We start from the raw sequence: 23,766 nt of genomic DNA on the forward strand, positions 1-23,766 counted from the left end.
CCCCGCGTCTGCGGGCGCTCGCCCCGCCGGCCGCTCATCGCTCCGGCCCGCGGCGAGCCCCGCCCCGCCGGGTCCGCGGCAATCGGGCAGGTCGGAGGCCGTGGCGGCGCGGAAGGACGCCACGGCCTTGGCGGAGAGCTCCTTTGAGCCCGGCCGGGCTACCGGTCCCGGCCGTGCCAGTCGAGGCAGACGACCATGGCGTCGTCCTCGGACTTGGCGGGGCCGCGGTGTCCCGAGACCTCCTGGAGGATGGCGCGGGGGACCTGTGAGGGCGGCAGCAGGCGGGTGTTCATGGCGGCTCGGGCCAGTGCCCTCTCGATGTACCGCTCGCCCTGTGGCGACGCGACGTCGTAGACACCGTCACTGACGAACAACAGCCGGTCGCCGGGGAGGGCCTGCAGGTGCTGCACCGTGTAGACGGTGTCCTCGAACATGCCCAGCGGCAGCTGTGGTTCGAGCGCCATGTGCTCGGTGACGCCGTTGCGCATCCGCCAGATCTTCGGCGACCCCGCGTCGACGATCTCCACCAGGCCGGTGGGGAGCTCGAAGTGCAGGAGGAGCGTGGACAGATGGACACGGCCACCGTGCTGCCCGTAGACGGCCTGGTCGGCGAGGCCCGCCTGTCCGGCCAGGCCGAGGCCGGCGCGGCGGGCGTTGCGCAGGGCGTTGACGGCCAGGTTCGTGAGCAGGGCCGCTTCGATGCCCTCGCCCATGCCGTTGGTGACGGTCAGCGTGAGGTGGTCGCCCGATGCCGACCAGTCGAAGTTGTCGCCGTGGATCGCGTACGCGGGCTCCAGCTGGGCGCCGAGATCGTACTCGGGGCGTGAGCAGGAGCGGCCGGGCAGGAGCTGCCACTGCATCTCCGCGGCGAGGGTGAGCCGGTCCGCCCGGCGGGCCTGGAGGTAGAGGTCGGTGTCGCGTTCGGCGACCACGATCTCGTGGCCGAGTACCTCCGCGATGCTGCCGAGTTCGCGCAGTACGTCCGGGGTCCCGGCTCCCGCGGGCAGGGTGACGGACAGCACACCCAGGCGGTCGCCGCGTACGGAGACGGGCAGGTGCGCCGTGACCACGGGCGGGCAGTCGCTCGACCTGACGTATGGCTCCTGGGCGCCGAAGGCCCTGCCGGGGCCGGTGTTGTGGACAGAGACCGGTTCCTCGGTGTAGGGGAGCGCGGAGACCGGTTGGAGTATGGTCATGGCGTAGTCGGCCATCAGCAGATCGACGGTGGTGGCCGCGTAGTGCTTCATCAGCGCGTGGCGTACCGCGTCGAGGAGTTCGTGGGGGGCCGCAGTGCGCAGTGCGCGCTCTGCAGCCGAAAATCTGTCCACCGTATGCGACTGCTTTCTCATAGGGCGTGTCCAGGGCGCTGGACGCCGTCCGGGTTCCGGAGCTGCGAGTTCGAATGGGAGTGTCACAGTATGGCCGTTGATCCCCCGGGCTCTCCCGCGCAGTCCCAGCATGCTGCTGCGGTGGCCGGCCAGGTGATCGAGCTGCTGGAAGTCCTGTGGGAACGCGGCCGCGACGCGGTCTCCTCCGCTCCGGTGTCCTCCTCACAGCTGAGGGTCATGTACAGCCTGGAGCGCGATGAGGGCATGAACCTCCGTACGCTCGGCGAGATGCTGGGGGCGACGCCGTCCTCGGTGAGCCGTCTCTGCGACCGGCTGCAGGCGCTCGGATATGTCCGGCGCGGGTCCAACCCGGCCAGCCGCAGGGAGGTCGAGCTCAGGCTCACGGGCCACGGCTCCGCCTATCTCCACGGTCTGCGGGCCCGCCGCGAGGAGGCGCTGCACGCCGCAGTGTCCAAGATGGAGCCCGCGGCGCGCGAAGCCCTGCTGTACGGTCTCACCGGTTTCCGGGCCGCGGTCGGGACGGGGCTGCGGGCCCCGGCCGAGGCGACCGGGCTGCCGCCGCAGTCCGAGCCGGCCGTGTGGGACACCTCACGCTCGGCCTGACCCCGCTGGTGGTGAAGGTGGGCTGGGCTCGGCAGGGTTGACAGGGATCGCTAACATTTGTCGAACGACAACGATTGCCCCGGGCCCGATGGCAGCCAGTACTCCCACCGTACGGCCCGGCAGACCTGACCCGTCCGGGCCGGGTCCCGCGAGCGAAGGGTATCTGTGTGAGTATCGGCGAGAGCGCAGTGCGGCAGCATGTCAGCACCGCGTTGCAGGACCGCGGCGACAAGATCGCCGACCGCTGGGTCCAGTTGCAGCTGCGGCAGAGCGAAACCGGCGGTATCGGTGAAGCGGAGCTGCGGGAAGAAGCTGACGCCCTGGTGGTCGCTCTCGCGTCGGGCCTGGACAGCGGGCTGCCCGTGGACCGTGTCGTCGCCGCGCACCCCGAGCTGACCAGTGCGGTGACTGAGTTCTCGCTGCGCAGAGCCCGCGGCGGTGCCTCTCCCACGGCCACGTCGCTGGCGGTGCTGGCGCTCAAGGAAGCGCTGCTGGAGTCCGTACAGGAGTCGGCAGGGGACAACGCGACGCTGTACGCGGCGGCTCTGCTGATCAACCGGCTTCTGGACGCCGCGGGTGCGCTGTCGTTCGAGACGTACGTCGAGGGCCGGGAGGAGATCATCCGGCGGCAGAGCCGGCAGCTGCTGGAACTCTCCACCCCTGTCGTGCGCCTGTGGCAGCACGTGCTCGCCGTGCCGCTGATCGGGACGCTCGACACCGCCCGCACGCAGGTGATCATGGAGAACCTGCTGCAGGCGATCCAGGACCACGAGGCGCTCGTCGCCATCATCGACATCACCGCTGTCCCCACCGTGGACACCGCTGTCGCGCAGCATCTGATGCAGACCGTCAACGCGGTGCGTCTCATGGGCGCCGACTGCGTCATCAGCGGCATCCGTCCGCCCATCGCCATGACGATCGCGCAGCTCGGCATCGACCTGTCCACCATCATCACCAGGGGGACGCTGTCCGACGCCCTGTCCGAGGCGATCCGGATCACCGGCAACGCGTCGCCGCAGAGCGAAGGGCAAGCGGTCCGATGAGTACCCCGACGGCAGGTGTGCCGATCCTGCGCCTGGGAGACGTGCTGGTCACCGGAGTGCTCGATGAGCTGGACGACAAGGCAGTCCGGCTCTTCGCCGACGAGCTGACCGCGCGGATCGCCGCGGACGAGGCCCGGGGTGTGCTCATCGACATCTCCCGGCTGGAGCTCATCGACTCCTTCGTCGCCCGCATGCTGACCGAACTGACCACCATGGCGAGGCTGCTGGGCGCGCGGGTGATCGTGGCCGGCATGCGGCCTCCCGTCGCGATCACCCTGGTCGAACTGGGCCTGCAACTGGCCGGGGTGGAAACTGCCCTCAACGCCGAACAGGGCATGGCATCGCTCGGCTGGCACCAGAACCCACAGCTCCCCGAAGGGGGGCCCCATGACACTTTCCGCTGAACACGCCGGCGCCCCGGCGACCCGTCACCGCCCTGCGGACGACGCGGGCGGACCGTCCACGTTCCCGGTACGCACGGAGGAGGACCTGCTGGCGACCCGCCACGCCGTACGCGCCGCCACCCTGGCCGCCGGATTCGGCATCGTCGACCAGACGCGGGTGGTCACGGCCGCCAGTGAACTGGCCCGCAACGCCTACATCCACGGCGGTGGCGGCTCACTCACCGTCGAGCACGTCCACCAGTCCCGCCGCCGCGGTCTGCGGCTGGTCATCAGGGACAACGGTCCCGGTATCGCGGACCTGCAGCGCGCGCTCACCGACGGCTACACGACGGGCGCGGGACTGGGGCACGGCCTGGGAGGTGCGCGGCGGCTGATGCACGAGTTCGACGTCCACACCGATCCGGGCGGGGGAACCACGGTGACGGCGACCCGATGGATGGCTCCGTGACGGGGTCACCCGCGGTGCCGACGGCGCAGATCCGGATCGATCACTACAGCGCCGTCGACCTCGCCGCCGCGGCAGCCCGCACGCTCGCCCGGACGTGCCGGATGTCCGGAGCCCTGCCGGAGCAGGCCGCGGTCCTCGCATCCGAGCTCGCCAGCAACCTCGACAAGCACGCGAGCGACGGCACGCTCTACCTCCAGCCGCTGCTGCTCGGCGGCGGCCTGGAAATCCTGGCTGCCGACTGCGGGCCCGGCATGGCCGACCTCCGGCAGGCCCTCACGGACGGCTACACCACGACGGCCACGCTGGGCGCGGGACTCGGGGCGGTCAGCCGCATCGCGACGGACTTCACCATCCGTACCCAGGTCGACACCGGCACGCTGGCCTGCGCCCGGCTCTCCGCACCCGGCGGTGCGGACGTACGCCAGGACATCGGCTCGCTCTGCCTGCCCGTCGAGACCGAAAAGGACTGCGGCGACGCCTGCGCCGCCGCCGACACGGCGGACGCCCGTACGGTCGTCGTCGTCGACGGCCTCGGCCACGGCTCCCCGGCGGCCGAGGCCGCGCAGACAGCCCTGCGGGTCTTCCAGCGGGCGCCGGACCGCCCGCTGCCCGACACCCTCACCGCCATGCACCGTGCCCTGCGCCACACCCGGGGCGCGGCCGTCGGCATGCTGCGCCTGCGGTCCGGGCACGCCGAGTACTGCGGTATCGGCAACGTCCGCGCCTCGGTCCTGTCCCAGGACACCGTCCACCACCGGCTGAGCGGCCAGCCGGGCGTCGTCGGCCTCACCCTGCCCACCCCCCGGACACACCGCATCGCCCTGGAGCCGGGCGCCGTGCTCGTACTCCACTCCGACGGCATCGACGAGCGCTGGACACACGCCCCGTCCCGCTTCCTGCTGCGCCTTCCACCTGCCCTGCTGGCCGTGGCCCTGGCCCACAACCACCGGCGCATCCGCGACGACGCGGGCGTCGTCGTCGCCAGAGCCCCTGGACACCCCCATGCCTGAGGAAACCCGCGACGCCATGGAAGAAGAGCTGCGGGCGGCTCTCGCCCGCGCGGACGCCTTCGAGGCCGAACACCGGCGTCTCAAGCACGAACTCGCCGAGACCAACAGCGGAGTCCTCGCCCTCTACGTCCAGCTCGAAGAACGCGACGAGCAGCTCCGCAGGGCCCACGGCCGGATCCTCCAGGAACTGGAGGACGCGCTGCGCCCGCAGCCGATCCAGGTCGACGGCCTCGAACTCGCCGTCCACTACGAACCGGCGGACACCGGCGCCCCCACCGGCGGGGACCTCTACGACTGGCTGGCCCTGCCGGACGGCACGGTCCACATCACCGTCGTGGACGCCCTCGGCCACGGCATCACCAGCACCCGCAGCGCCCTGAACGTCACCCATGCCGTACGCACACTCGCCCTGGAGGGCCACCCCCTCCAGTCGATCATCGCGCGCACCAACGAGATCCTCATGCCCCTGGACCGCGAACTGATGGCCACGGTGCTGCTCGCCCGGCTCGACCCCGCGACGGGCGAACTCCGACTGGCCAACGGCAGCCACCCGCCGGCCCTGCTCGTACGGACCGACGGGACTTCCGAGTACCTCGAAGCCCGCGGCCGGGGCATCGGCTATCCGCTGCCCGGCAGCGAGGACATCTGCCACGCCCGGCTGAACCGGGGGGACCTGCTCGTCCTCTACACCGACGGTCTCACCGAGAGCCGCAGAGACCCGCTGGAGGGCGAGGTCCGCCTCCGCGCCGCGGCCGGCCGGCACCTGGGCAGGCCCATAACGGAAATCCCCGGAGCCATCGCGAGCGACATGCTCACGGTCGTGCTCCATCCCGACGACACACTGGCCCTCACGGCACGGATCAGCGGCCCGGATCAACAACTGGGCGACTGCTGAACGGAGTTGCGGTCGCGGGGCCGTCGGCGCGACGCGGAGGCCGGGCCTTCGGGGGCTCGATCGCGAGGGCGTGGCGGAACACGTCGCGTGGGTCCCAGCGGGACTTCACCCGCTGGAGCCGCGGGTAGTTGCCCTTGTAGTACAGGGTGTGCCACGGCACTCCGGAGGTGTTCCACGCGGGGTCGGCCAGGTCGGTGTCGGGGTAGTTGATGTAGGAACCGTCGCTGGTCCTGCCCGGTACGGGAACACCTCCGGTGTCCCGGTACACGTCGCGGTAGAAGTCCCGGACCCAGGCGAGGCCGGCCGCGTCGTCGGTCGCGTCGGCCCAGACGGTGTGGAAGTCGGCCTTCATGACCGCGTCGCGCTGGGCCACCGCGGTCGCCGTCGGCCGGACCGTGTTCACCTGGCCCCCGTACCCGATCAGTTCCAGGGATCCGTCCGGGGTGCCGGTGGAGTTCGTCAGATGCCGGTACACCGTGGTGAGTTGGGGGCCGGTGAACGAACGGCGCAGATAGGCGGCCTTGATCTTGTACCGGCGGGTGATCACGTCGCCCGCCTCGCCCGCGCCCGGCCAGGTGATCGGGTGCAGCCACGGCACGGTCCGCCGGGCGTCGACCGCCGGCTCGGCTCCGGTGCCGGCGGTGACCGCGGACACGAAGCCCGTCACCAGGTCGTTCGCGCCCGGGACGTCCGCGTCGATCTGGACGATCATGCGGAAACTCCCCGCGCTGCGGTGCGCCGCCTGAAGGATCGCGTACAGGTTGGCCTGCGGCGTGCCGGCCGCGCTGTGCTGTTCGTGCCAGACCCCGAAATTGCGCAGCAGCCCGGTGAACGCCTTCTCGGTCATCCGCTCGTCCCACGCCCAGCCGACCACGCACTCCAGGAGCCGCGCGGGTGCGGCCGGCAGCAGCTGGGAGGGGTCGGACCCGGTGGCGCCCGGAGCGCGCAGCCAGTACTTGGTGACGACCCCGAAGTTGCCGCCACCGCCGCCGGTGTGCGCCCACCAGAGGTCGTGGTGCGGATCGTCCGGGTCGCGGGTGGCGACCACCGTGCGTACGGTGCCGTCGCCGTCGACGACCACCACCTCCACACCGTGGAGATGGTCCACCACGGAGCCGTACCTGCGGGAGAGCGGGCCGTACCCGCCGCCGCAGAAGTGACCGCCCGCCCCGACCTCCGGGCAGCCGCCCGCGGGAATCGTCACGCCCCACCGCGTGAACAGCGTCCGGTACACCTGGCCCAGCGTCGCCCCGGGCCCGACCACGAACGCGCCCCGTTCGCCGTCGTAGCCGACGCCGTTCATCGGCGACAGGTCCAGCAGCAGACGCACGGCCGGGTCGGCGGTGAAGCCCTCGAAGCAGTGCCCGCCGCTGCGCACCGCGAGCCGGCGGCCGGTCCGCACCGCCCCGGACACCGCGTGCACGACCTCTTCGGTCGACGCGGCCACGCAGATCTCGTCCGGGCGTCCCACGAAACGCCAGTTGTCGCCGCGCAGCAGACTCCCGTACCGGGCGTCAGCCGGCCGGACCGATACCGGCCCGGCCGGCCGGGCCCTTCCCGCGGCGGTGGCGGCGCCCGCTGTCCCGCCCGCGGCCAGTGCCGTGACCGTCCCGCCGGCGGCCAGGGCTCCCGCGGCGGCGAACAGCCCACGTCGGTCCACCCCGGTGCGGTTCGGTTCGGCGCGGCTCGCCCCGGTGCGGTGCGGCTCGGCGCGGTTCGGCTCGTCCATCTGTGACCTCCCACATCGGCGCGGTTCTCGTCCCTGGCCCGCACTGGCCCCGTTCCGGATCGTAGACATGCGTCGGCGCACCGCCGGGCTGCCCGACCAGGAAGAATGGCATCTGTCATCCGTGCGTGTTACTTTTCGACCATGCGGTCGAAAAAGAGTGTAGCCGGTCAGGACGAAGGAACGTTCGTGAACCGGGCCCGTCGGCTCCAGTTCGTCGAGTGCGCGATCGACGGCCTGGTCGAGCTGGGGTACGCGGCGACCACGATCGCCGAGGTCGCCCGGCGGGCCGGGGTGTCGAAGAGCGTGGTGCTCTACCACTTCACCTCCCGCTCCGAGCTGATGGAGGCCGTGATGCAGCAGGTGTACGCCGACGCCGTGCCCCCGCTGCGGGCGGCGCGGGAGGCCGCGTCCACCGAGCGCGAGCGCGTCCAGATCTACGTGCGCTCCTCCGTGAACTTCACCTGGACCCACCAGAAGGAGGCGCAGGCCGTGCTGGAGATCAGCCGGAACCTGCGCGACGACGACGGCAGGCTGCGGTACACGAGCCAGGGCAATGACGGCCTCGTCGCCGTCGCCCAGAAGCTGCTTGAGGCGGGCCAACAGGCGGGTGAGTTCGGGGAGTTCGACACCTGGACGGCGGCGGTACTGCTGCGGGCGACCATCGACGCGCTCTCCGAGCAGTTCATGACCAACCCGGACCTGGACGGTCCCGAGGTGGCCGAGCACCTGGTGCGGCTGATCGACCGGATGATCCCGGCGGCCCGTACGGAATGACCCCGGGTCGGCGCCCGGCGGCACCTCTCAGCCGGGCGGAACCCGACCGGACCCAGAGACCTCAAGGAGGTCGAGCACCATGAACACCCCCAGTTCCCGGAGCCTGGAGCAGCCTCGTACCAAGGAGGCGTTCCGGAGAATCAAGCTGCTGGTCGGCACCTACCTCGGCGTGAGCGTGCTGACGCTCCTGGCGGTCGTGCTGCTGCGCAACGACCACGCGGCGGTGAACTCCGCGGTGTGGATCCGCGGATCCATCGTGGCCGTCAGCTCCGTACTGCTCTACGCCTTCGCCGTCCGCGCCGCGCGCGGCGCCCGGGGAGCCTGGCGCCGCCTGACGGTGATCTCGTCCGTGATGGTCGCGGTCATCGTCGTCATCATCGCGCTGCCCGGGGGCTTCCCCGAGTGGATGAAGATCGAACAAGGCGTCTGCGGACTCCTGCTCATCGGAGTCGTGGGCTACGCCACCACGCTGCGCCCGGTGTTCAGCCGCAGCCGGGCCTGACGAGCCCGGTGGCCCCCCGGCGTCCCCTCTCACGCAGTCGCGCCGTGGCGACGTGGATCCTGAAGGTGCAGGGGACCTGCCCGTCCGGCGCCGTCATCTCCCTCACCTCGGCGAAGAAGGCGGCCCGCAGGCGCTCCATGGTGGCCCGGTCGAGGGGCCCGAGGTCGTACAGGCCGGACACGGAGGCCCATACCTGCTCCGCCGGACCACTCAGATCGATGGGAACGGTCTCCCAGTCCACCGCTGCGAAGCCCGCCGGCCCGAGGATGCCGTCGAGCCCCTCGCGCCCGCGTGTCCGCCGGTCTCCCAGTGGCGGAATGCGCCGCGACGCCGGCAGCTCCTCGATCGTGGAACGCAGCAGTCCGATGAAGCGCTCGTACGCCTCGCCGCCCAGCGGCCCTGCTCCCACCACACAGGCCAGCACCCCTCCGGGAGACAGCACGCGGGCGATCTCGGCCACGACCTGTTCGATCTCACCCATCAGTATCAGGGCCATGTGGGAGACACAGGCGTCGAAGCTCTCGTCGGCGAAGGGGAGTTGCTGGCCCGCGCCTCTTCCAGCCTCGCCCCCGACAGCGCCGGCCTGCGCCGCGCCAGCGCCAGTGACTCCGGAGACAGGTCCACCCCCGCGAGCTGTCTCCCGTCGGTCCGGGCCAGGCACTCCAGCAGCAGTCCGTCGCCACAGCCGAGGTCCAGTACACGCCTGCTTCCGGCCACCCGGTCGCACAGGATCTCGTAACTGGACCGGCCGTCCGGGGCCCGGCCGCCGCCGAACGCCTCGGCGGTCACCGCCGGGTGCTCGGCGTGGAAGGCCTGCAGGAATGCCTCCTGCGATGCGGTGGTCGTCACCCGCCCAACCTACGGCGTCCACCAACCGCGTGGCCGTCCGGTGGAGTTCTCAGCAGTACGCCCAGTTCCGTGCGGGACCGGACGCCCAGCTTGCGGTAGATCCTGGTGAGGCTCGACTCCACCGTCTTCACCGCCAGGAACAGGCTGGTGGCGACCTCCCGGTTGGTCGAGCCCGCGGCGACCATGGTGGCGATCCGGTGCTCGATGCCGGTCAGCGCGGGGACGGGGGAGTCCGCGGTGCGGCCGTGCGGGCCGCCGGCGGGGGGTTCGATCCGGGACAGTTCGGCCGTCGCCTGGCGCAGCCAGGGGTGCGCGGCGCACTCCCGGAAGACCGTCGCCGCCTGGTGCCAGGCGGTGGCCGCCGCTGTGGTGTGCCGCTGGCGCCATTCGACGGTGCCCAGTGCCAGCAGGTCACGGCCGTGTTCGATCAGCAGCCCGCCGGCGCGGTGGCGGTCGGCCGCCCAGTGGAGTTCGGACACCGCCTGGCGGGCCGCCGCCCGGTCCGCGCCCGCTGCCCGGCACAGCGCCCTCGCGCGGCGCAGCGACGCCGACACCCCGTGCCGCGCCAGCCGGCCCGCCGTCCGGAGCGCCTCATCGGCCACGGACTCGGCCCGCTCGTGGTCCCCGACGGCGACCAGCGCCTCGGTGAGGTCGACGGCCCAGGGGACAGCCGACGGGTCCACGATTCCCCGCCGTTCGGCGATGTCCCGCGCCTGGCCCAGGGCCTCGACGGCACCCGCCGGATCCTGCGAGCGCAGCTGCACATGGCCCAGTGCGCAGAGCGCCAGCGGCAGGAAGATCTGGTCGTGCCGGGAGCGGGCGACCGCCACGCCCTCGCGGGCCAGCGCGGCCGCCCGGGACAGCTCGCCGCCCGCGGCTTCGGCGAGCGCGAGGCTGTGCGGCACCGGGCCGAGCCGGACCCCGATCTCCCGGCTGAGCCGGGTCACCTCACCGGCCGACGCCAGAGCCGCCGCACCGCGTCCGGCCCGCAGGTCCACGTCGATCGACGCGCAGAGCAGGAAGATCACGTCCTCGACCGTGCCGCTGTCCCTGGCCCGCCGGAGCAGGAGCCCGAGTGCGCAGGCGGCCTCCCGGTGGCGGTCGGCGAACAGGTCGAGCCTCGCCTTGATCGCCCGGGGGCCGTTGTGACCGCCCGAGAGTCCGCTGTCCTGCGGGGTCGACAGCGCCCGCGCCAGGGGCTCGGCCGCGTCGGCCCGGCCGAGCACCGCCGCCGTGAACGCCTCCAGGGACAGTGCCATCAGCTCGGTCGTACGGTCCGTGGCCCGGTGGGCCAGCGCCGCCGCCCGCGCCGCCTCGACCCGGGCCAACGCCGTCTCGCCGTCCGTGATGTGGGCCCGCAGCGCTCGCGCGTAGTGCAGCTGGGCATGCAGCCCGAGGTCGTCCCCGACGCTCACCAGCATCTCGTCGAAGACTTCTGCCGCCTCGTGCAGCGCCTGGTTGGAGGCGTGGATGACGAGCAGGCACGCCTGGACGCGCTGAGCGGCAGACGCCGTGCCCCGGAGCGCGGAACGCGCCAGCTCGCGGGTGAGCTCGTAGTCGGCCGCGTCGTAGGCCAGCTGGGCTCCCGCGAGGGCGCGCCCGACGAGCACCGCGCCCCGCGCGGGCGGAGTCCGCAGGAGGGCCAGCCGACCGAGCTGCGCCGCGGTCTCCTTGGCCCCCCGGCGGCGCGCCTGCTCCGCGCCTGCGGCCAGCGCGTCCGCCAGCGTCCCGTCCGGGCCGGTGGCGGCCAGCGCGAGATGGCGTACGCGTTCGAGCGGATCGCTGACAGCTCCGGCCAGGCAGGCGTGCGCGGCGCGGAGTTCGGCGGCGGAGCAGGTCCGCAGCGCGGCGGCGACCATCGGGTGGGCGAACCGGAGTGCGTCCCCGTCCACAGTGAGGAGTCCGGCCCGCCGCGCCCCGGCGACGATCGGATCGATGTCCGGCGCGGACAGGGGCCTTCCGGCGGCTTCCGTACCGGTACCGGTCGTGGACAGCTGCCGCTTTCCGGCCGCTTCCGTGCCGCCGTCCCGCAGCATGAGGACGCCGCCGGTCGCCGCCGGGCCCGTGCCCCGCACCGGGACGGGGCCGGTGACGGCCCGGCGCAGCAGGCCGGGCGTCGGCTCCGCCGCCACCGCCGCCAGCAGCAGGACCCACCGGCCGTCCGGGCCGAGACCGTCCAGCCGCCGCGCCGGCAGCGCCCGCAACCGCTCCGTCAGCGGCAGCGGATCGTCCCTGGCCGGCGGTTCCGGCAGGGCGGTGGCGGCGCGGATCAGCTCCAGCGCGAACAGCGGGTTGCCCGCGCTCGTCCCGTACACCTTGCGCAGCAGCCAGTGGGGGAGCCCGTGGCTCCCGGGCCATCCGGACAGTTCCGTGAGGGACAGCGGCGGCAGTACGAACTCCCGCGCCGTCCGCGGACAGAGCGACGGCCCGGCGGAGGGGGCGGCGCCGGGCGCGGTGGTCTCGGTGACGAGGGTCCGCACCCGTGCCGGGTCGGTCCTGCGGGCGGCGAAGGCCAGGAGCTGGGCACTGGCCGCGTCGACCAGGTGCGCCGCGTCGATCACCAGCAGCACCGGGCGGCCCGAGCCGAGCGATACCAGCAGTGTCACCACGGCCAGCCGCAGAGCCACGGGATCGGGCCCCTCCGGAGCCACCGGTTCACGGCGCAGCACCCCTCGCAGGGCCGAGCGCTGCGGGGCGGGGAGAGTGTGCAGCAGACCGTCGGTCAGCGTACGGAAGAGATCGGCGACCGCCGCGTACGGCAGCAGGCGCTCCGCCTCCTCGGGGCCCGTGAGGAGGACCAGGTCACCGCGGGCCCGGGCGCGGTCGGCGAGCTGCTGGGCCACGAAGGTCTTGCCGATGCCCGCGGGGCCGTGCAGCAGGACGCCACCGTGGGCGCCGAGTTCGCTGTCGAGCCGGTCGACGATCTCCCGGCGCTCCCCCTGCACGGTGTTGGGCATGGGCTTCCTCGTCGTCGCCGGACGCACCGCTGCCGGACGCACCGCTGCCGGACGCACCGTTGCCGGGCGGGGTGCGGGTGGACGGGCTGCTGATGGGGCGGGCCGTCGCTGCCGGACGGGTCCGTGCCGGGCCCGGTGGGGAGCATGGTGGCCCGCCCCATGGCGGGCGTCAAGAGGCACGGGCAGGCGCCACCGTCCTGTCCCGTGGCCGGCCCGGCCGGCCGTTGTGATGACCTGTCACATGCCGCTCGTGCGCAAGCCGTCGGGTGCAGGGGAACCCCTTGCTCTCGGTCGGGAGGGGTGCTGCGCGGGGCCGGCCGCTCCTAGGGTCCAGGCGTTCCTCACCCGCACCCCCCACGAAGCGCCTGCCCGCCGGGCGTCGAGTCGATCGAGTCAGGAGTGACGATGAACCTCCAGAAACGCGGTACCCCACCGGACCGGGCCACTTCCGCGCCCCCGGTGGCGCGGCTGTCCGGCCGCCGTACCCGGAACCTGCTCCTGGCGGCCCTCGCAGCCGTCGGCCTGCTCATACCCTGCGCCGCATCCGCATCCGCCGCCCCTGCTTCCCCGGTGACCGCCGGGCACGGCACGTCGTACGGCGCTTCCGGTCAGCTCGACTTCGCCGAGCTGACCCAGCAGCAGGACGAGTGGTGCTGGGATGCCACCGGCCTGTCCATCGCGCAGTTCCTCGGCTACGGCAGCGGCGTCAGCCAGAACGCGTTCTGCGACTACGCCCGCGGGCTCCCGGCCGGCTACCCCTGCCCCAACCAGCCCGGCGAGCTGACCGATGTGCAGAACGGCTGGGCCGGAACGGGGATGCAGAACGTCGGCCAGGTCACCGGCCCGGCGTCCTTCAGCACCGTCGCCCGGTCGATCGACGCCGGTTCGCCCGTGGAGGCCGGTATCTACTGGACCGCGGGCGGCGGGCACGCCAACGTCCTGTACGGGTACGACGCGAACAGCCGGACCGTCCTCTACGCCGACCCCTGGCCGTCCAACCCCCGCTACGGGCAGATGAACTACAGCAGCTACGTCAGCAACTCCCAGTTCCAGTGGGGCCAGTCCCTGTACGGGGAGAGGTGAGGCGCGCCATGAACACCACCGATTCGAATTCCCGTGTCCGGGCTCGGCTGCTCGCCGCGCCGCTTGCCGTGATCGCTCTCGCCCTGGCCTCCGGGACGGCGTTCGCGGCGCCCGCTCCGGCCGGTCCCTCCCCGGCCGATCTGGCCGGTGCCGCTTCGGCGGCGTCGGCCGGTCCGGCGGTCAGCGGCCTCGCCACGTTCTTCGCCCAGCTCGACGCGCGGGCCGCCGGCGACAAGGGCCTGGTACCGCACGCCGAGAAGGCGCTCGCCAAGGCCGCCGCCAAGGAGAACCCCCGGGTCTCCCGTACGGCTCAGGCGGTGTACGTCCTCAACCCGGCCTTCGTCAAGGGTGGTTCGGCGTCCACGCCGGTCGCCCGGTTCGCCTTCGCGGCCGTCCGGGCGACTTCGGCCAAGGGTGCGTCGGCGAGCGTCTGGATCGGCCGGGACCAGCACTCGGGCCACTGGTCCGTCATCAATACGATCTCGGGCCCGGACGAGGTCGCGTACCCCGGCAGGGCCCACGGCGATCTCGTCTTCTCCGAGCCGCAGACCACGGCCTGGTACCGGGTCCACGGCGGGCAGGTCCTGCCGCTGAACGGCCCGGCACGCGCCGAAGTCGGCAAGGAGGGTGTCCCGCTCGCCGCCTACCGGAAGCTCGTCCACGGCCGGTACGCAGACAAACTCCCCGGCTCCGCCTACCAGAAGGCGGGCCGGATCGGCGGGTTCCCGACGGGGTCCTCGGCCTCCCCGGCGAGCCCGGATCACCGCGACCCGTCGAGCACACCGGCCGCGCTCGCGGGCGGCGGTCTGGCCACGGCCGTCGCGGGCTGTGGAGCCTGGCTGATCCACCGCAGGCGCCGGACGTCCGTCTGACCGGTGCGTCACCGCCCCGCTTCCCCTCCGCGTCCTGCCGGTGGGGGAGCGGGGCGCCGCGGTGAGCAGGCGTGGCGGCGGGGATCGTTCAGCCGCCGCGGCACCGGCGTACTCAGGTGCGGCGTGCGGCCCACACCATTCGCTCGGTGCGTACCGTCACGTCGTCGCGGCGCAGGATGCTGTGCGGACCGCCGGTGTCGAGCAGCTGGTCGAGAGCGGTGACGTCTTCGGCCGCCAGCTCGTCGGCCACGTTGCCGCGCAGGCGGGTCAGGCTGCTGAGCGCGTAGCGGCCGACGGCTTCGGCGCGGGTCGGGCCCAGGTCGACGGTGATGACGCGTTCGCCTTCGACGGTGAAGCCGGCCGCGGTCAGTTTCGGTCCCCAGTCCGCGCCGCGGTGGGGCATGTGCTCGGCATGGAGGCGGTCGAGCGCGGCGTGGCAGCGTTCTTCGAGTCCGGGACGTTCCGCCGGGGCGTCTTCGGGCAGGAAGCGCGGGAAGCCTGCCAGTTCGACGACGGCGAACAGCCCGCCGGGGGCGAGCGTGCCGTGGACCTGGCGCAGGGTGCGGTCCGGGTCGGCCATGTGGTGCATGGAGGCTGACGCCCACACCAGGTCGGGCGTGCCGAGCTCCGGCCAGACCCCGTCGAGGTCGGCCTGAACGGTGCGCACCCGGTCGGCGAGACCCGCTGCCTCCACCTTGTGCCGCAGGCGCCGCAGGTGGTCGGCCGAGGTGTCGACGGCGGTCACCTCGGCCCCGGGGAAGCGCGTGAGCAGTGCGAGGGTGCCGGTCCCGGTACCGCAGCCCAGATCCACGATGCGGCGGGGGGCTGCCGTGACGGGCAGCCATGCGGTGATGGAGGCGATGTGTTCGGCGAGCACCTCGGCGTCGAGGTCGAGGAGTTCCGCCTGCCCGTCGGTGTCGTGCTCGGTGTCGTGCCCGGCTCTGCGGTCGGGTGTGTGCTCGGGCTCGTGGACCGCGTGGGCGCCGTGGTCGTGCGCCGGGTGCGGGGATGTGGGTGTCATGACGCCCACGCTACGAGGACCACGAGCGTGCGGCCCGGTCGCTTCCCGGAAGAGCAAGAGGACGGGTGCTTTCCCTGCCCGACGCGCAAGCAGCGGGCGGCCCTGGCGGGGGAGAGCCGTGGGGCGGGGCCTCGATCAGCTCGACGGGCCGCCCGCGCCCCCGGTGCTTTCGTCGTCGCGCTGGTGGCCGCGGCGGGCGTCGCGGTCGGAGATGCCCAGGATTTCGCACGGCCCGCCCGCGGTGCCGATGGCGTGCGGGACCATCGTGGGGAATTCGGCGGCCTGGTTGGTCTCCACCCGGAAGCGCCGGTTGCCCAGGAGCAGGACGGCGGTGCCGGAGAGGACGACGAACCACTCGTGGCCGGGGTGGGCGCGCATGCGTGAGGGGGTGTCGGGCGGTGGGTCCGTCAGGCGCCGGCGTACGACGCTCATGCCCGGGTCCGCCCGCACGGGCCAGCGCATCAGCCGGCGGGCGGCGTCGATCACCGGGCTGGAGATGACGTCGTCCGTGGCCGTCTCGACCAGTTGGTCGAGCGTGGTGTCCAGGGCGCGGGCGAGGGTGAAGAGCTGGTCCAGGGCGAGGCGGCGCTGCCCGTTCTCGATCCGGCTGAGCGTGGAGGGGCTGAGCCGGGCGCGGGTGGCCAGCTCGTCCAGGGACCAGCCCTGCGCCACGCGCAGACCGCGGATCCGCTGGCGCACCAGGCTGTCGAACTCCCCATCACCTTGCGTCATGGGCAAAAGAGTATGCCTCATGCGCAAACAGCGCTCGGGCCCACCGGCCGTCGAGGGGGCGGGTGACGCGGAGCAGCTGAGCGCCGGACCCGACGACGCCACCGTCCCGCGATGCCGTCGTCACCCGTCGGGACGGGAGGCTCTAGAGTGCAAAAATGCCGTCGTACAGCATTGGCCAGGCAGCGGGACTGCTCGGTGTGAGTCCTGAGACCGTCCGCCGCTGGGCCGACGGGGGACAGATCGCCATGGACCGGGACGGTGCGGGCAACCGCGTCATCGATGGGGTGAGCCTCGCCGCGTTCGCCAAGGGGCGGGCCGAGGGTCTGCATCCGGTGCCGGGGGAGGTCCACACCTCCGTACGGAATTCCTTCGCCGGGATCGTCACCCGGGTCACCGTCGACGACGTGGTCGCCCAGGTCGAGATCCAGTCCGGGCCGCACCGGCTGGTCTCGCTGGTGAGCCGGGAGGCCGTCGACGAGCTGGGGATCGTGGTCGGGGTGACCGCGACGGCGCGCGTGAAGTCGACGAATGTCCATATCGACAGGCCGTAGGCAGCAGGCAGCAGGCAGCAGGCGGTGGACGGGCGGAGTGCCTGTCGCCCGGGACCTGCGGCCCGTCAGCGGCACTTCAGCGCGGCGTGCAGATCCAGTTTGTCGTCCAGGTTGGAGAGCCCGCGACCGGTCAGGGCCTCCACCCGCTGGATGCGGTAGTGCACCGTGTTGACGTGCAGATGCAGGGCCTCCGCGGTGCGGGTCCAGGAGCAGTTGTGGTCGAGGAAGGCCTCCAGCGTCTCCAGGAGCACGCGGTGCGAACCGCTGGAGCTGTCGGACAGGGGGCCCAGGGTGTTGGCGCTGAAGGCCGTGCGTACGTCGGTGGGGATGCCCGCCAGCAGCGCGTCCAGTGAGGTGAGGTCGTCGACCGCGGTGACCCGGTCGGCCCCGGCGGCCGTTGTGGCGGCCGCGGCCATGGCGTAACGCGCCTGCCCGAGAGCCGAGTTGAGCCCGCTGGGCCCCGGTGTGCTGTCGCTGACACCGGCGTGCAGCGGTGTCTCCGGGGCGCAGGCGTGCAGCAGCGACCACGCCTGGTCGACCGCGGGGCGCCCGGAGTCCTCGTCCCGGCCGGTGTGCAGGACGGCCACCGCCTCCTCGCCGGGCCGCAGTCCCACCGCGAACGGGCCGGCCGCGCCCTGGCTCAGCGCCTCGGTGAGAGCGGCCCGCGCGCCCGTGCCCTCGTTCTGCTGTGCGCCGTAGGTGCCCAACCCGGCGGCGATCACGCGGTAGTGCCCACGGGCCGGGAGGCCGCAGGCCGCGAGTGCGGAGTCCAGGGCCGTCGCGTCGGCGACCGGTGAGTCGACCAGGGCCACCAGCTCGTCGGCGGCCCGCCGCTCCGTCGCCCGGCGGCGGTGGAGGGCGTGGCGGTACTGGGCCATCACGTCGGCGATCTCGTGGAGGACGCGCGGCGGGGCCTCCGCCGGGTCGGGCAGGTAGAGGTACCAGGTGTCGTAGGGGCCGGAGTCCGCCTCGACGCGCAGGGCGACCCGGGTGGTGTCCCTCACGGTGTCCCTGAGTACCGCGGCGGCCCGCTGCACCGGCAGCTCGGGTGCGGACGGCGTACGGCCGAGAGTGCGCCCCCCGGCCGTCAGCAGGTAGCAGGGCAGCCGGCCGAGGTGGGCGAAGGCGCGGTCCAGGAGTTCGGCGGGGCCCGCGCCGTCCGCGAGCAGCCGTGCCAGCTCCGTCCGGACGTTCGCGGGCAGCGCGTAGTGGTGGGCCGGGCGGCGGCTGAGGTCGCCCCACTGGCGCAGATAGACCGCCTCGGTGATGGCGCGGAAGCTGGTCTGCGCCGGCACGGAGAGGAGCGGGACGCTGTGTTCACGGCAGGAGTCGATCAGGGCGCCGGGGACGGTGCCGTGCGTCTCCTCGCCCGCGAGGAGTGCGGTCGCCCCGGCCGAGCGGAGTGCGGAGACGAAGCGGTCGGTCTTGTCCGGGCCGGCGTCGGGGCTCCACCAGACCAGTCCGCTCAGCACGATCTCGCCCTGCTGGAGGAAGCGTGCCGGGTCCTCCAGGTCCGTGGCGGTGACACCACTGATTTCCCGGGTGAGGAGGGGGTGCTCCCCCCAGAGCAGGGCCAGATCGAGCGATTCGAGCTGGAGAAGTTGTTCGACGTGCATGCTCTGGCTCCTTGTGCGGCGCCCGACCTGAAGATCCGGCTTCTCACATTCACGAGGCGAGTGCGAGTGAAGCCATCGTAAATGCCAGGGGGCGATGCCGGAATGCCCCTTGGTTGATCGTCCAACCATGGTGCGGGCGGCCCGCCTGTTTTCCGTGGCTGAAACCAGTCGTGCCGGACCGTTGCGCGTTGCTTCACTGGCGTGAGTACCTGCCGGCCGGTGCGGGCGCCGGACGGAGCATCGGCGGCCGGCGAAGCGCCGCCCGCGGTGGCGGCGGCCCGACAAGCAGGAACCCCGCGCAGCACGAACCGGGAGCACGAAGAACCCGGAGAAGGAAAAAGGGGGAGCGGTATGGATCTCAATACGGTGGCCGAGGTGTGCGACGCGCGCACCGGACCGGTCTGGCGGCCCGGCGACTACTGGCTGGGCGGCGGCACCTACCTCTTCTCCGAGCCCCAGCCCCGGCTGCGGCGGCTGATCGATCTCAGCCGGATGGGCTGGGAGCCGCTGAAGGAACTGCCGAACGGGGATCTGGAGATCGCGGCGACCTGCACGATCGCGCAGCTCTCCCGGTTCGGGAAGGCCTGGCCGGTCACCGCGGCGCCGCTCGTCGAACAGTGCTGCCGTGCGTTCCTCGCCTCGTTCAAGATCTGGAACATGGCGACCTTCGGCGGGAACCTCTGCAACGGTCTGCCGGCCGGCCCGATGATCTCCCTCGCCGCCGGGCTCGACGGCGTCTGCCTCCTCCGGGCGCAGGACGGCTCGCTGCGCCGCCTGCCGGTCGAGGAGTTCGTCATCGGCGCCGGGGTCAAGAACCTGGGCCAGGGGGAGCTGCTGCGCTCGGTCACCCTGCCCGCCCGCGCGCTCGCCTCCCGTACGGCGTTCCGCCAGGCGTCGCTCTACGGGCTCGGCCGCTCCGGCGCCCTGATCATCGGCGCACTCGACCCGCTGGACGGCTCGCTGGCGATCACCGTCACGGCCGCGACCGTACGGCCCTTCCGGTTCTGGTTCCCGCTGCCGCCGACGGCGGCCGAACTGCGCGCCGCGATCCTGCGGAGGGTCCAGGACGAGGAGTGGTTCGACGACATTCACGGGCTCCCCGAGTGGCGCCGCCACATGGCGCTGCGGCTGGCCGAGGAGATCCGTTCGGAACTCACCGAGGGCGGTGCGCGATGACCTACGCGATCGAAGTGAACAAGAAGAAGTTCGACGCGGAGCCCCGCCCCGGACAGTGCCTGCGGACCTATCTGCGGGACCGCGGCTGGTTCGGTGTGAAGAAGGGGTGCGACGCGGGGGACTGCGGGGCGTGCACGGTGCACGTGGACGGCGAGCCCGTCCACAGCTGCCTCTATCCCGCCGTACGGGCCGAAGGCCGTTCGGTCACCACGGTGGAGGGGCTGGCGGAGGACGGCGAACTCCACCCCGTACAGCAGAAGTTCCTCGACGCGCAGGGCTTCCAGTGCGGGTTCTGCACCGCCGGGTTCCTGATGACCACCGCGAAGCTCGACGAGGACCAGCTGACCGACCTGCCCAGGGCGCTCAAGGGAAACCTGTGCCGCTGCACGGGCTACCGGGCGATCGAGGACTCCATCCGGGGGGTCAAGCACGCGGAGGCGCCCTGCGCGGGCAAGGCCGTCGGCCGCAGTCTGCCCGCCCCGGCGGGGCCGAAGGTGGTCACCGGCACCGCGCGCTACACCTTCGACATCGCTGTGCCGGGCCTGCTGCACATGAAGCTGCTGCGCTCCCCGCACGCGCACGCCCGGATCGTCTCCATCGACACCGCGGCCGCGCTGCGGGTGCCCGGCGTCCACCTCGTCCTGACCCATTACGACGCGCCGGAGCGGCTCTACTCCACGGCGCGCCACGAACACCCGGAGGAGGACCCGGACGACACCCGGCTGCTCGACGACACGGTGCGCTACGTCGGCCAGCGCGTCGCCGCTGTCGTCGCCGACAGCGAGGGGGCGGCCGAGGAGGGCTGCCGCCGGATCGAGGTCACGTACGACGTCCTGCCCGCGGTGCTCGACCCCGAGGAGGCGATGCTGCCGGGCGCTCCCGTGGTCCACGCCAAGGACGGGAAGCAGTCCCGGATCAGCCGCCCGCAGGACAACGTGGTCGGTGAGACGCACGGCGAGATCGGCGACGTCGAGGCCGGCTTCGCCGAGGCCGACGTGGTGTACGAGCAGGACTTCCAGACCCAGCGGGTGCAGCACGCCAGCCTGGAGACCCACGGCGCGGTCGCCTGGTTCGAGGACATGTACGAGGGGACGGACGGCCAGGTCGGCTCCGCCGTGGGTGTCGACAGGCGGATCACCGGCGAAGAGGACGAGGCCGCCCCGGCCGGGAGCGCCGAAGGGAAAGCGGACGCCGACAGCACCGGGGCGGAAGCGGAAGCCGAGGCCGAAAGCACCGGGGCGGAAGCCGCCGCCGGCCGCACCGGCGGGCTTCCCGCTCCGGCCGACGGGCAGCGGCTGATCGTACGGTCGAGCACCCAGACCCCGTTCCTCACCCGGCGCGCGCTCTGCGTCCTCTTCGAACTGCCGCTGGAGAAGGTGCGCGTGGTCGCGGGCCGGGTCGGCGGCGGATTCGGCGGCAAGCAGGAGATGATCGTCGAGGACATCGTCGCGCTCGCCGCGATGCGGCTGCGCCGCCCCGTCAAGCTGGAGTACACCCGCGCCGAGCAGTTCTACGGCGCCACCACCCGCCACCCGTTCCGTATCCGCATCAAGGCCGGGGCCCGTCGGGACGGCACCCTGACCGCGCTCCAGCTGCGGGTCGTCTCCAACACCGGGGCGTACGGGAACCATGGCCCCGCGGTGATGTTCCACGCCTGCGGCGAGTCCCTTTCGGTGTACCGCTGCCCCAACAAGAAGGCGGACGGCTACTCGGTCTACACCAACGCCGTCCCGGCGGGCGCGTTCCGCGGGTACGGGCTCGGGCAGGTCGTCTTCGGCATGGAGTCCGTGCTCGACGAGCTGGCCAGACAGCTGGGCATGGACCCGATGGTGCTGAAGGCGCGGAACATCATCAAGGCGGGCGAGCCCATGGTCACCGCCGACGGCGAGGAGGAGGACCTGCACATCGCGAGCTACGGGCTCGACCAGTGCCTCGGTATCGTCCGCACGGCCCAGGAGCAGGAGAAGGAGTGGGAGGTGCGGAACGACCCGAAGGCCACGTCCCTGAGCGTGCCCGACGGGTGGCTCGTCGGTGAGGGCTCGGCCCTCTCGATGATCGCCACCGGGCCGCCCGGCGGCCATGTCGCCGACGCCCGCGTCACACTGCTCGCCGACGGCACCTTCGACCTCGCCGTCGGTACGGCCGAGTTCGGCAACGGCACCACCACCGTGCACCGGCAGATCGCGGCGGGCGAACTCGGCACCACCGTCGACCAGATCACCATCCGGCAGTCGGACACGGACGTGGTGCGCCACGACACGGGCGCCTTCGGCTCGACCGGCACCGTGGTGGCGGGCAAGGCGACCCTGCGGGCGTCGGAGGCCCTCGCGGCATCGCTGCTGCGCTTCGCCGGCGCCCATCTCGGCGTGTCCGCGGCCGACTGCCGGCTGGTCGAGGAGGCCGTCGAGTGCGGTGACCGCCGGGTGCTGCTCAAGGAGCTGTACGCCTCCGCGCAGGCCGCGGGCCGGGAACTCGCCGAGGACGGGCACTTCGGCGGCACGCCCCGCTCGGTGGCCTTCAACGCCCAGTGGTTCAAGATCGCCGTCGACCCCGGCAGCGGGGAGATCCGTATCCTGCGCAGCGTGCACGCGGCGGACGCGGGCAAGGTGATGAACCCGATGCAGTGCCGGGGCCAGGTCGAGGGGGGAGTGGCGCAGGCGCTGGGTGCGACGCTCTTCGAGAACGTACGGATCGGCGACCGCGGCCAGGTCACCACACCGGCCTTCCGTATGTACCGGCTGCCCGCCTACGCCGATGTGCCGCGTACCGAGGTGCACTTCATGGAGACCGCGGACGCGATCGGACCGCTGGGCGCGAAATCCATGAGTGAGAGCCCGTTCAACCCGGTCGCCCCGGCCCTGGCGAACGCGCTGCGGGACGCCACCGGCATCCGCTTCACCGAACTCCCGGTCACCCGCGACCGCGTGTGGCGCGCCATGGACCGGCGGGCGCGGGGCCTGGATGAGTAGCGCCACCGCACCGGAAATCTCGCTTCTACTGCCTCTCTCGGGTCTTTTCACTCCTATCAGCGAGGTCGATGGGCCATATCGGCCCGCATATGTGGTTCAGCCGCTGATGCGGTGGGCATCATGGGCTCCAGGCAAGGGTGGACGCCGAGTGGCCCGCCTGGAGGGGGAACCCCATGAGTGGAATCAGCGCACCGTCTCGCTCCGTCCGTGCTGCCTCCGTGGCACCCAGAAGCCTGGTGCTCAAGGGCGAGTTGGTGCGCCCCGCGGCGCTGACGGTCGCGGATCTCCGGGCCCGGTGGGGGCAGCGCCGGGCGGAGGTGGTCTTCGACTGCGCCAAGAACGGCCCGCAGCACCACACCTTCGAAGGGCCCCTGCTGCGCGATGTCGTCGGCGACGCGCGGCCGGCCTTCGACCCGGCACGGCGCAAGGACCGCTCCCGCTTCCTGCTGGCCGTCACCGGCGGGGACGGCCACCGTACGGTGCTGTCCTGGGCCGAGATCGACGCGGACTTCGCGGACTCGCCGATCCTGCTGGCCACCGCCATGGACGGGCGCGGCCTGGACATGGCGGGCAGCCAGCTGGTGGTCCCGTCCGACCGCTGTGGGGCCCGCTACATCAGCGCGATCACGAGTGTCTGGGTCGGCACCTGCGCTTTTGCCGGGCTGTAGCCGCGGGCACGGTTCTCACCGTGCCCGCCGTCACACCGTGGCGAGGGAGACCTCGGTGGACTTGATGAGTGCGATGACGGACGAGCCCGGTGCGAGACCGAGTTCGGCCGCCGACTCCTTCGTGATGGCCGCCGTCAGTTCCGCCCCCTCGACGGAGACCTTGACGCTCGCCATGGCTCCGCCCGTCGCCACGTCGGTGACCGTGCCCGGAAGCCGGTTGCGAATGCTCAGCCCGGTGACCGGGCCGGTCGCCAGGGAGATCTCGGTGGACTTGATCAGGGCCCGTACGGCGACGCCCTCGGCGATGCCCAGCTCCCGCGCGGCCTCCAGGGTGATCGCGGCGGTGACCTCCTGGCCGCCGCCGAGGTGCACCTTGACGGTCGCCATGACCGCTCCGTCGGTGACACCGGTGACGGTGCCGGGGAGCTGGTTGCGGATGCTCAGAGACATGGAGGAACCTCGCACGCAGAGTGGGATGTCGGATTTGCGATATTACGTCCCTCTCCTGTCGTGTG

The 23,766-nt window shown here is 72.5% G+C and carries 20 protein-coding genes and 2 pseudogenes; 14 read left to right on the forward strand and 8 right to left on the reverse strand.

Annotation, left to right across the window (positions count from 1 at the left end; all coding sequences use genetic code 11):
• Positions 1-158: 158 nt before the first annotated feature.
• Complete coding sequence (locus OG285_RS25590; RefSeq protein ID WP_356825563.1) at positions 159-1,328, reverse strand: PP2C family protein-serine/threonine phosphatase; 1,170 nt, start codon at positions 1,326-1,328, stop codon at positions 159-161.
• Between the two features lie 90 nt (positions 1,329-1,418).
• On the opposite strand from OG285_RS25590, the gene OG285_RS25595 reads away from it, so the two are divergent.
• From OG285_RS25595 to OG285_RS25620, 6 genes and pseudogenes are all read left to right on the forward strand, one after another.
• The gene (locus OG285_RS25595) at positions 1,419-1,952 is read left to right on the forward strand and encodes a MarR family winged helix-turn-helix transcriptional regulator (protein ID WP_371792351.1); all 534 of its coding nucleotides are present in this window, start codon (positions 1,419-1,421) and stop codon (positions 1,950-1,952) included.
• A gap of 167 nt (positions 1,953-2,119) precedes the next feature.
• On the forward strand, positions 2,120-2,995 hold the full coding sequence (locus tag OG285_RS25600; RefSeq protein ID WP_371792352.1) for an STAS domain-containing protein: 876 nt from the start codon (positions 2,120-2,122) through the stop codon (positions 2,993-2,995).
• Positions 2,992-3,399: an STAS domain-containing protein gene (locus tag OG285_RS25605; protein WP_356825557.1), complete on the forward strand. Its 408-nt coding sequence runs from the start codon at positions 2,992-2,994 to the stop codon at positions 3,397-3,399. The genes OG285_RS25600 and OG285_RS25605 overlap by 4 nt, the downstream gene beginning before the upstream one ends.
• Positions 3,383-3,847: an ATP-binding protein gene (locus OG285_RS25610; RefSeq protein ID WP_356825555.1), complete on the forward strand. Its 465-nt coding sequence runs from the start codon at positions 3,383-3,385 to the stop codon at positions 3,845-3,847. The genes OG285_RS25605 and OG285_RS25610 overlap by 17 nt, the downstream gene beginning before the upstream one ends.
• Positions 3,844-4,857, forward strand: coding sequence for a SpoIIE family protein phosphatase (locus OG285_RS25615; protein WP_371792353.1), 1,014 nt, complete (start codon positions 3,844-3,846; stop codon positions 4,855-4,857). Before OG285_RS25610 ends, OG285_RS25615 begins: the two co-directional genes overlap by 4 nt.
• A 16-nt stretch (positions 4,858-4,873) precedes the next feature.
• A pseudogene (locus tag OG285_RS25620) lies at positions 4,874-5,752 on the forward strand (PP2C family protein-serine/threonine phosphatase); the annotation flags it as partial.
• Here the strand turns inward: OG285_RS25620 and OG285_RS25625 are convergent.
• Complete coding sequence (locus OG285_RS25625; RefSeq protein WP_371792354.1) at positions 5,718-7,481, reverse strand: FAD-binding protein; 1,764 nt, start codon at positions 7,479-7,481, stop codon at positions 5,718-5,720. The pseudogene OG285_RS25620 and the gene OG285_RS25625 sit on opposite strands and share 35 nt — an antisense overlap.
• 186 nt (positions 7,482-7,667) lie before the next feature.
• Between OG285_RS25625 and OG285_RS25630 the strand changes: the two genes are divergently transcribed.
• Together OG285_RS25630 and OG285_RS25635 are read left to right on the forward strand one after the other, a co-directional pair.
• Positions 7,668-8,255 (forward strand): TetR/AcrR family transcriptional regulator, encoded by a 588-nt coding sequence (locus OG285_RS25630; RefSeq protein ID WP_356825549.1) that lies wholly within the window; start codon positions 7,668-7,670, stop codon positions 8,253-8,255.
• A gap of 79 nt (positions 8,256-8,334) precedes the next feature.
• Positions 8,335-8,757, forward strand: coding sequence for a hypothetical protein (locus tag OG285_RS25635; protein WP_371792355.1), 423 nt, complete (start codon positions 8,335-8,337; stop codon positions 8,755-8,757).
• On the opposite strand, the pseudogene OG285_RS25640 reads toward OG285_RS25635, so the two are convergent.
• Positions 8,738-9,606: pseudogene (locus OG285_RS25640) on the reverse strand (methyltransferase domain-containing protein). The gene OG285_RS25635 and the pseudogene OG285_RS25640 overlap by 20 nt on opposite strands.
• Positions 9,603-12,563: an AAA family ATPase gene (locus OG285_RS25645; protein WP_371792356.1), complete on the reverse strand. Its 2,961-nt coding sequence runs from the start codon at positions 12,561-12,563 to the stop codon at positions 9,603-9,605. Before OG285_RS25645 ends, OG285_RS25640 begins: the two are co-directional and overlap by 4 nt.
• 405 nt (positions 12,564-12,968) lie before the next feature.
• Between OG285_RS25645 and OG285_RS25650 the strand changes: the two genes are divergently transcribed.
• Positions 12,969-13,646, forward strand: coding sequence for a papain-like cysteine protease family protein (locus tag OG285_RS25650; protein WP_371792357.1), 678 nt, complete (start codon positions 12,969-12,971; stop codon positions 13,644-13,646).
• Between the two features lie 8 nt (positions 13,647-13,654).
• Positions 13,655-14,518: a hypothetical protein gene (locus OG285_RS25655; protein WP_356825539.1), complete on the forward strand. Its 864-nt coding sequence runs from the start codon at positions 13,655-13,657 to the stop codon at positions 14,516-14,518.
• A 112-nt stretch (positions 14,519-14,630) separates the two neighbouring features.
• On the opposite strand, the gene OG285_RS25660 is transcribed toward OG285_RS25655, so the two are convergent.
• Together OG285_RS25660 and OG285_RS25665 are read right to left on the reverse strand one after the other, a co-directional pair.
• Positions 14,631-15,539, reverse strand: coding sequence for a trans-aconitate 2-methyltransferase (locus OG285_RS25660; RefSeq protein WP_371792358.1), 909 nt, complete (start codon positions 15,537-15,539; stop codon positions 14,631-14,633).
• Between the two features lie 135 nt (positions 15,540-15,674).
• Positions 15,675-16,271, reverse strand: a complete 597-nt coding sequence (locus tag OG285_RS25665) for a helix-turn-helix domain-containing protein (protein WP_371792359.1) — start codon at positions 16,269-16,271, stop codon at positions 15,675-15,677.
• Between the two features lie 155 nt (positions 16,272-16,426).
• Between OG285_RS25665 and OG285_RS25670 the strand changes: the two genes are divergently transcribed.
• The gene (locus OG285_RS25670) at positions 16,427-16,822 is read left to right on the forward strand and encodes a TOBE domain-containing protein (protein ID WP_356825533.1); all 396 of its coding nucleotides are present in this window, start codon (positions 16,427-16,429) and stop codon (positions 16,820-16,822) included.
• 65 nt (positions 16,823-16,887) lie between these two features.
• Here OG285_RS25670 and OG285_RS25675 read toward each other — a convergent pair whose 3' ends face one another.
• Positions 16,888-18,438, reverse strand: a complete 1,551-nt coding sequence (locus tag OG285_RS25675; RefSeq protein WP_371792360.1) for a PucR family transcriptional regulator — start codon at positions 18,436-18,438, stop codon at positions 16,888-16,890.
• A 351-nt stretch (positions 18,439-18,789) separates the two neighbouring features.
• On the opposite strand from OG285_RS25675, the gene OG285_RS25680 reads away from it, so the two are divergent.
• The 3 genes from OG285_RS25680 to OG285_RS25690 all read left to right on the forward strand — a co-directional run bounded on the left by OG285_RS25680 (position 18,790) and on the right by OG285_RS25690 (position 23,251).
• Positions 18,790-19,614 carry a xanthine dehydrogenase family protein subunit M gene (locus tag OG285_RS25680; RefSeq protein WP_371792361.1) on the forward strand — a complete coding sequence of 275 codons (825 nt, stop codon included), beginning with the start codon at positions 18,790-18,792 and terminating at the stop codon, positions 19,612-19,614.
• Positions 19,611-22,583: a molybdopterin-dependent oxidoreductase gene (locus OG285_RS25685; protein WP_371792362.1), complete on the forward strand. Its 2,973-nt coding sequence runs from the start codon at positions 19,611-19,613 to the stop codon at positions 22,581-22,583. Before OG285_RS25680 ends, OG285_RS25685 begins: the two co-directional genes overlap by 4 nt.
• Before the next feature lie 173 nt (positions 22,584-22,756).
• Positions 22,757-23,251: a molybdopterin-dependent oxidoreductase gene (locus OG285_RS25690; RefSeq protein ID WP_371792363.1), complete on the forward strand. Its 495-nt coding sequence runs from the start codon at positions 22,757-22,759 to the stop codon at positions 23,249-23,251.
• Positions 23,252-23,281: 30 nt separating this feature from the next.
• On the opposite strand, the gene OG285_RS25695 is transcribed toward OG285_RS25690, so the two are convergent.
• The gene (locus tag OG285_RS25695) at positions 23,282-23,701 is read right to left on the reverse strand and encodes a TOBE domain-containing protein (RefSeq protein WP_356825523.1); all 420 of its coding nucleotides are present in this window, start codon (positions 23,699-23,701) and stop codon (positions 23,282-23,284) included.
• Between the last annotated feature and the right edge of the window lie 65 nt (positions 23,702-23,766).

The organism is Streptomyces sp. NBC_01471, from assembly GCF_041438865.1.
Lineage (GTDB): Bacteria > Actinomycetota > Actinomycetes > Streptomycetales > Streptomycetaceae > Streptomyces.

Excerpts from the sequence above, each read along its gene's own strand:
- OG285_RS25605 (WP_356825557.1), top strand. The coding sequence starts at position 2,992 with ATGAGTACCCCGACGGCAGGTGTGCCGATCCTGCGCCTGGGAGACGTG.
- OG285_RS25685 (WP_371792362.1), top strand. The coding sequence starts at position 19,611 with ATGACCTACGCGATCGAAGTGAACAAGAAGAAGTTCGACGCGGAGCCC.
- OG285_RS25695 (WP_356825523.1), bottom strand. The coding sequence starts at position 23,701 with ATGTCTCTGAGCATCCGCAACCAGCTCCCCGGCACCGTCACCGGTGTC.
- OG285_RS25625 (WP_371792354.1), bottom strand. The coding sequence starts at position 7,481 with ATGGACGAGCCGAACCGCGCCGAGCCGCACCGCACCGGGGCGAGCCGC.
- OG285_RS25665 (WP_371792359.1), bottom strand. The coding sequence starts at position 16,271 with ATGACGCAAGGTGATGGGGAGTTCGACAGCCTGGTGCGCCAGCGGATC.
- OG285_RS25680 (WP_371792361.1), top strand. The coding sequence starts at position 18,790 with ATGGATCTCAATACGGTGGCCGAGGTGTGCGACGCGCGCACCGGACCG.
- OG285_RS25670 (WP_356825533.1), top strand. The coding sequence starts at position 16,427 with ATGCCGTCGTACAGCATTGGCCAGGCAGCGGGACTGCTCGGTGTGAGT.
- OG285_RS25645 (WP_371792356.1), bottom strand. The coding sequence starts at position 12,563 with ATGCCCAACACCGTGCAGGGGGAGCGCCGGGAGATCGTCGACCGGCTC.
- OG285_RS25690 (WP_371792363.1), top strand. The coding sequence starts at position 22,757 with ATGAGTGGAATCAGCGCACCGTCTCGCTCCGTCCGTGCTGCCTCCGTG.
- OG285_RS25610 (WP_356825555.1), top strand. The coding sequence starts at position 3,383 with ATGACACTTTCCGCTGAACACGCCGGCGCCCCGGCGACCCGTCACCGC.
- OG285_RS25660 (WP_371792358.1), bottom strand. The coding sequence starts at position 15,539 with ATGACACCCACATCCCCGCACCCGGCGCACGACCACGGCGCCCACGCG.
- OG285_RS25655 (WP_356825539.1), top strand. The coding sequence starts at position 13,655 with ATGAACACCACCGATTCGAATTCCCGTGTCCGGGCTCGGCTGCTCGCC.
- OG285_RS25635 (WP_371792355.1), top strand. The coding sequence starts at position 8,335 with ATGAACACCCCCAGTTCCCGGAGCCTGGAGCAGCCTCGTACCAAGGAG.
- OG285_RS25650 (WP_371792357.1), top strand. The coding sequence starts at position 12,969 with ATGAACCTCCAGAAACGCGGTACCCCACCGGACCGGGCCACTTCCGCG.
- OG285_RS25675 (WP_371792360.1), bottom strand. The coding sequence starts at position 18,438 with ATGCACGTCGAACAACTTCTCCAGCTCGAATCGCTCGATCTGGCCCTG.
- OG285_RS25595 (WP_371792351.1), top strand. The coding sequence starts at position 1,419 with ATGGCCGTTGATCCCCCGGGCTCTCCCGCGCAGTCCCAGCATGCTGCT.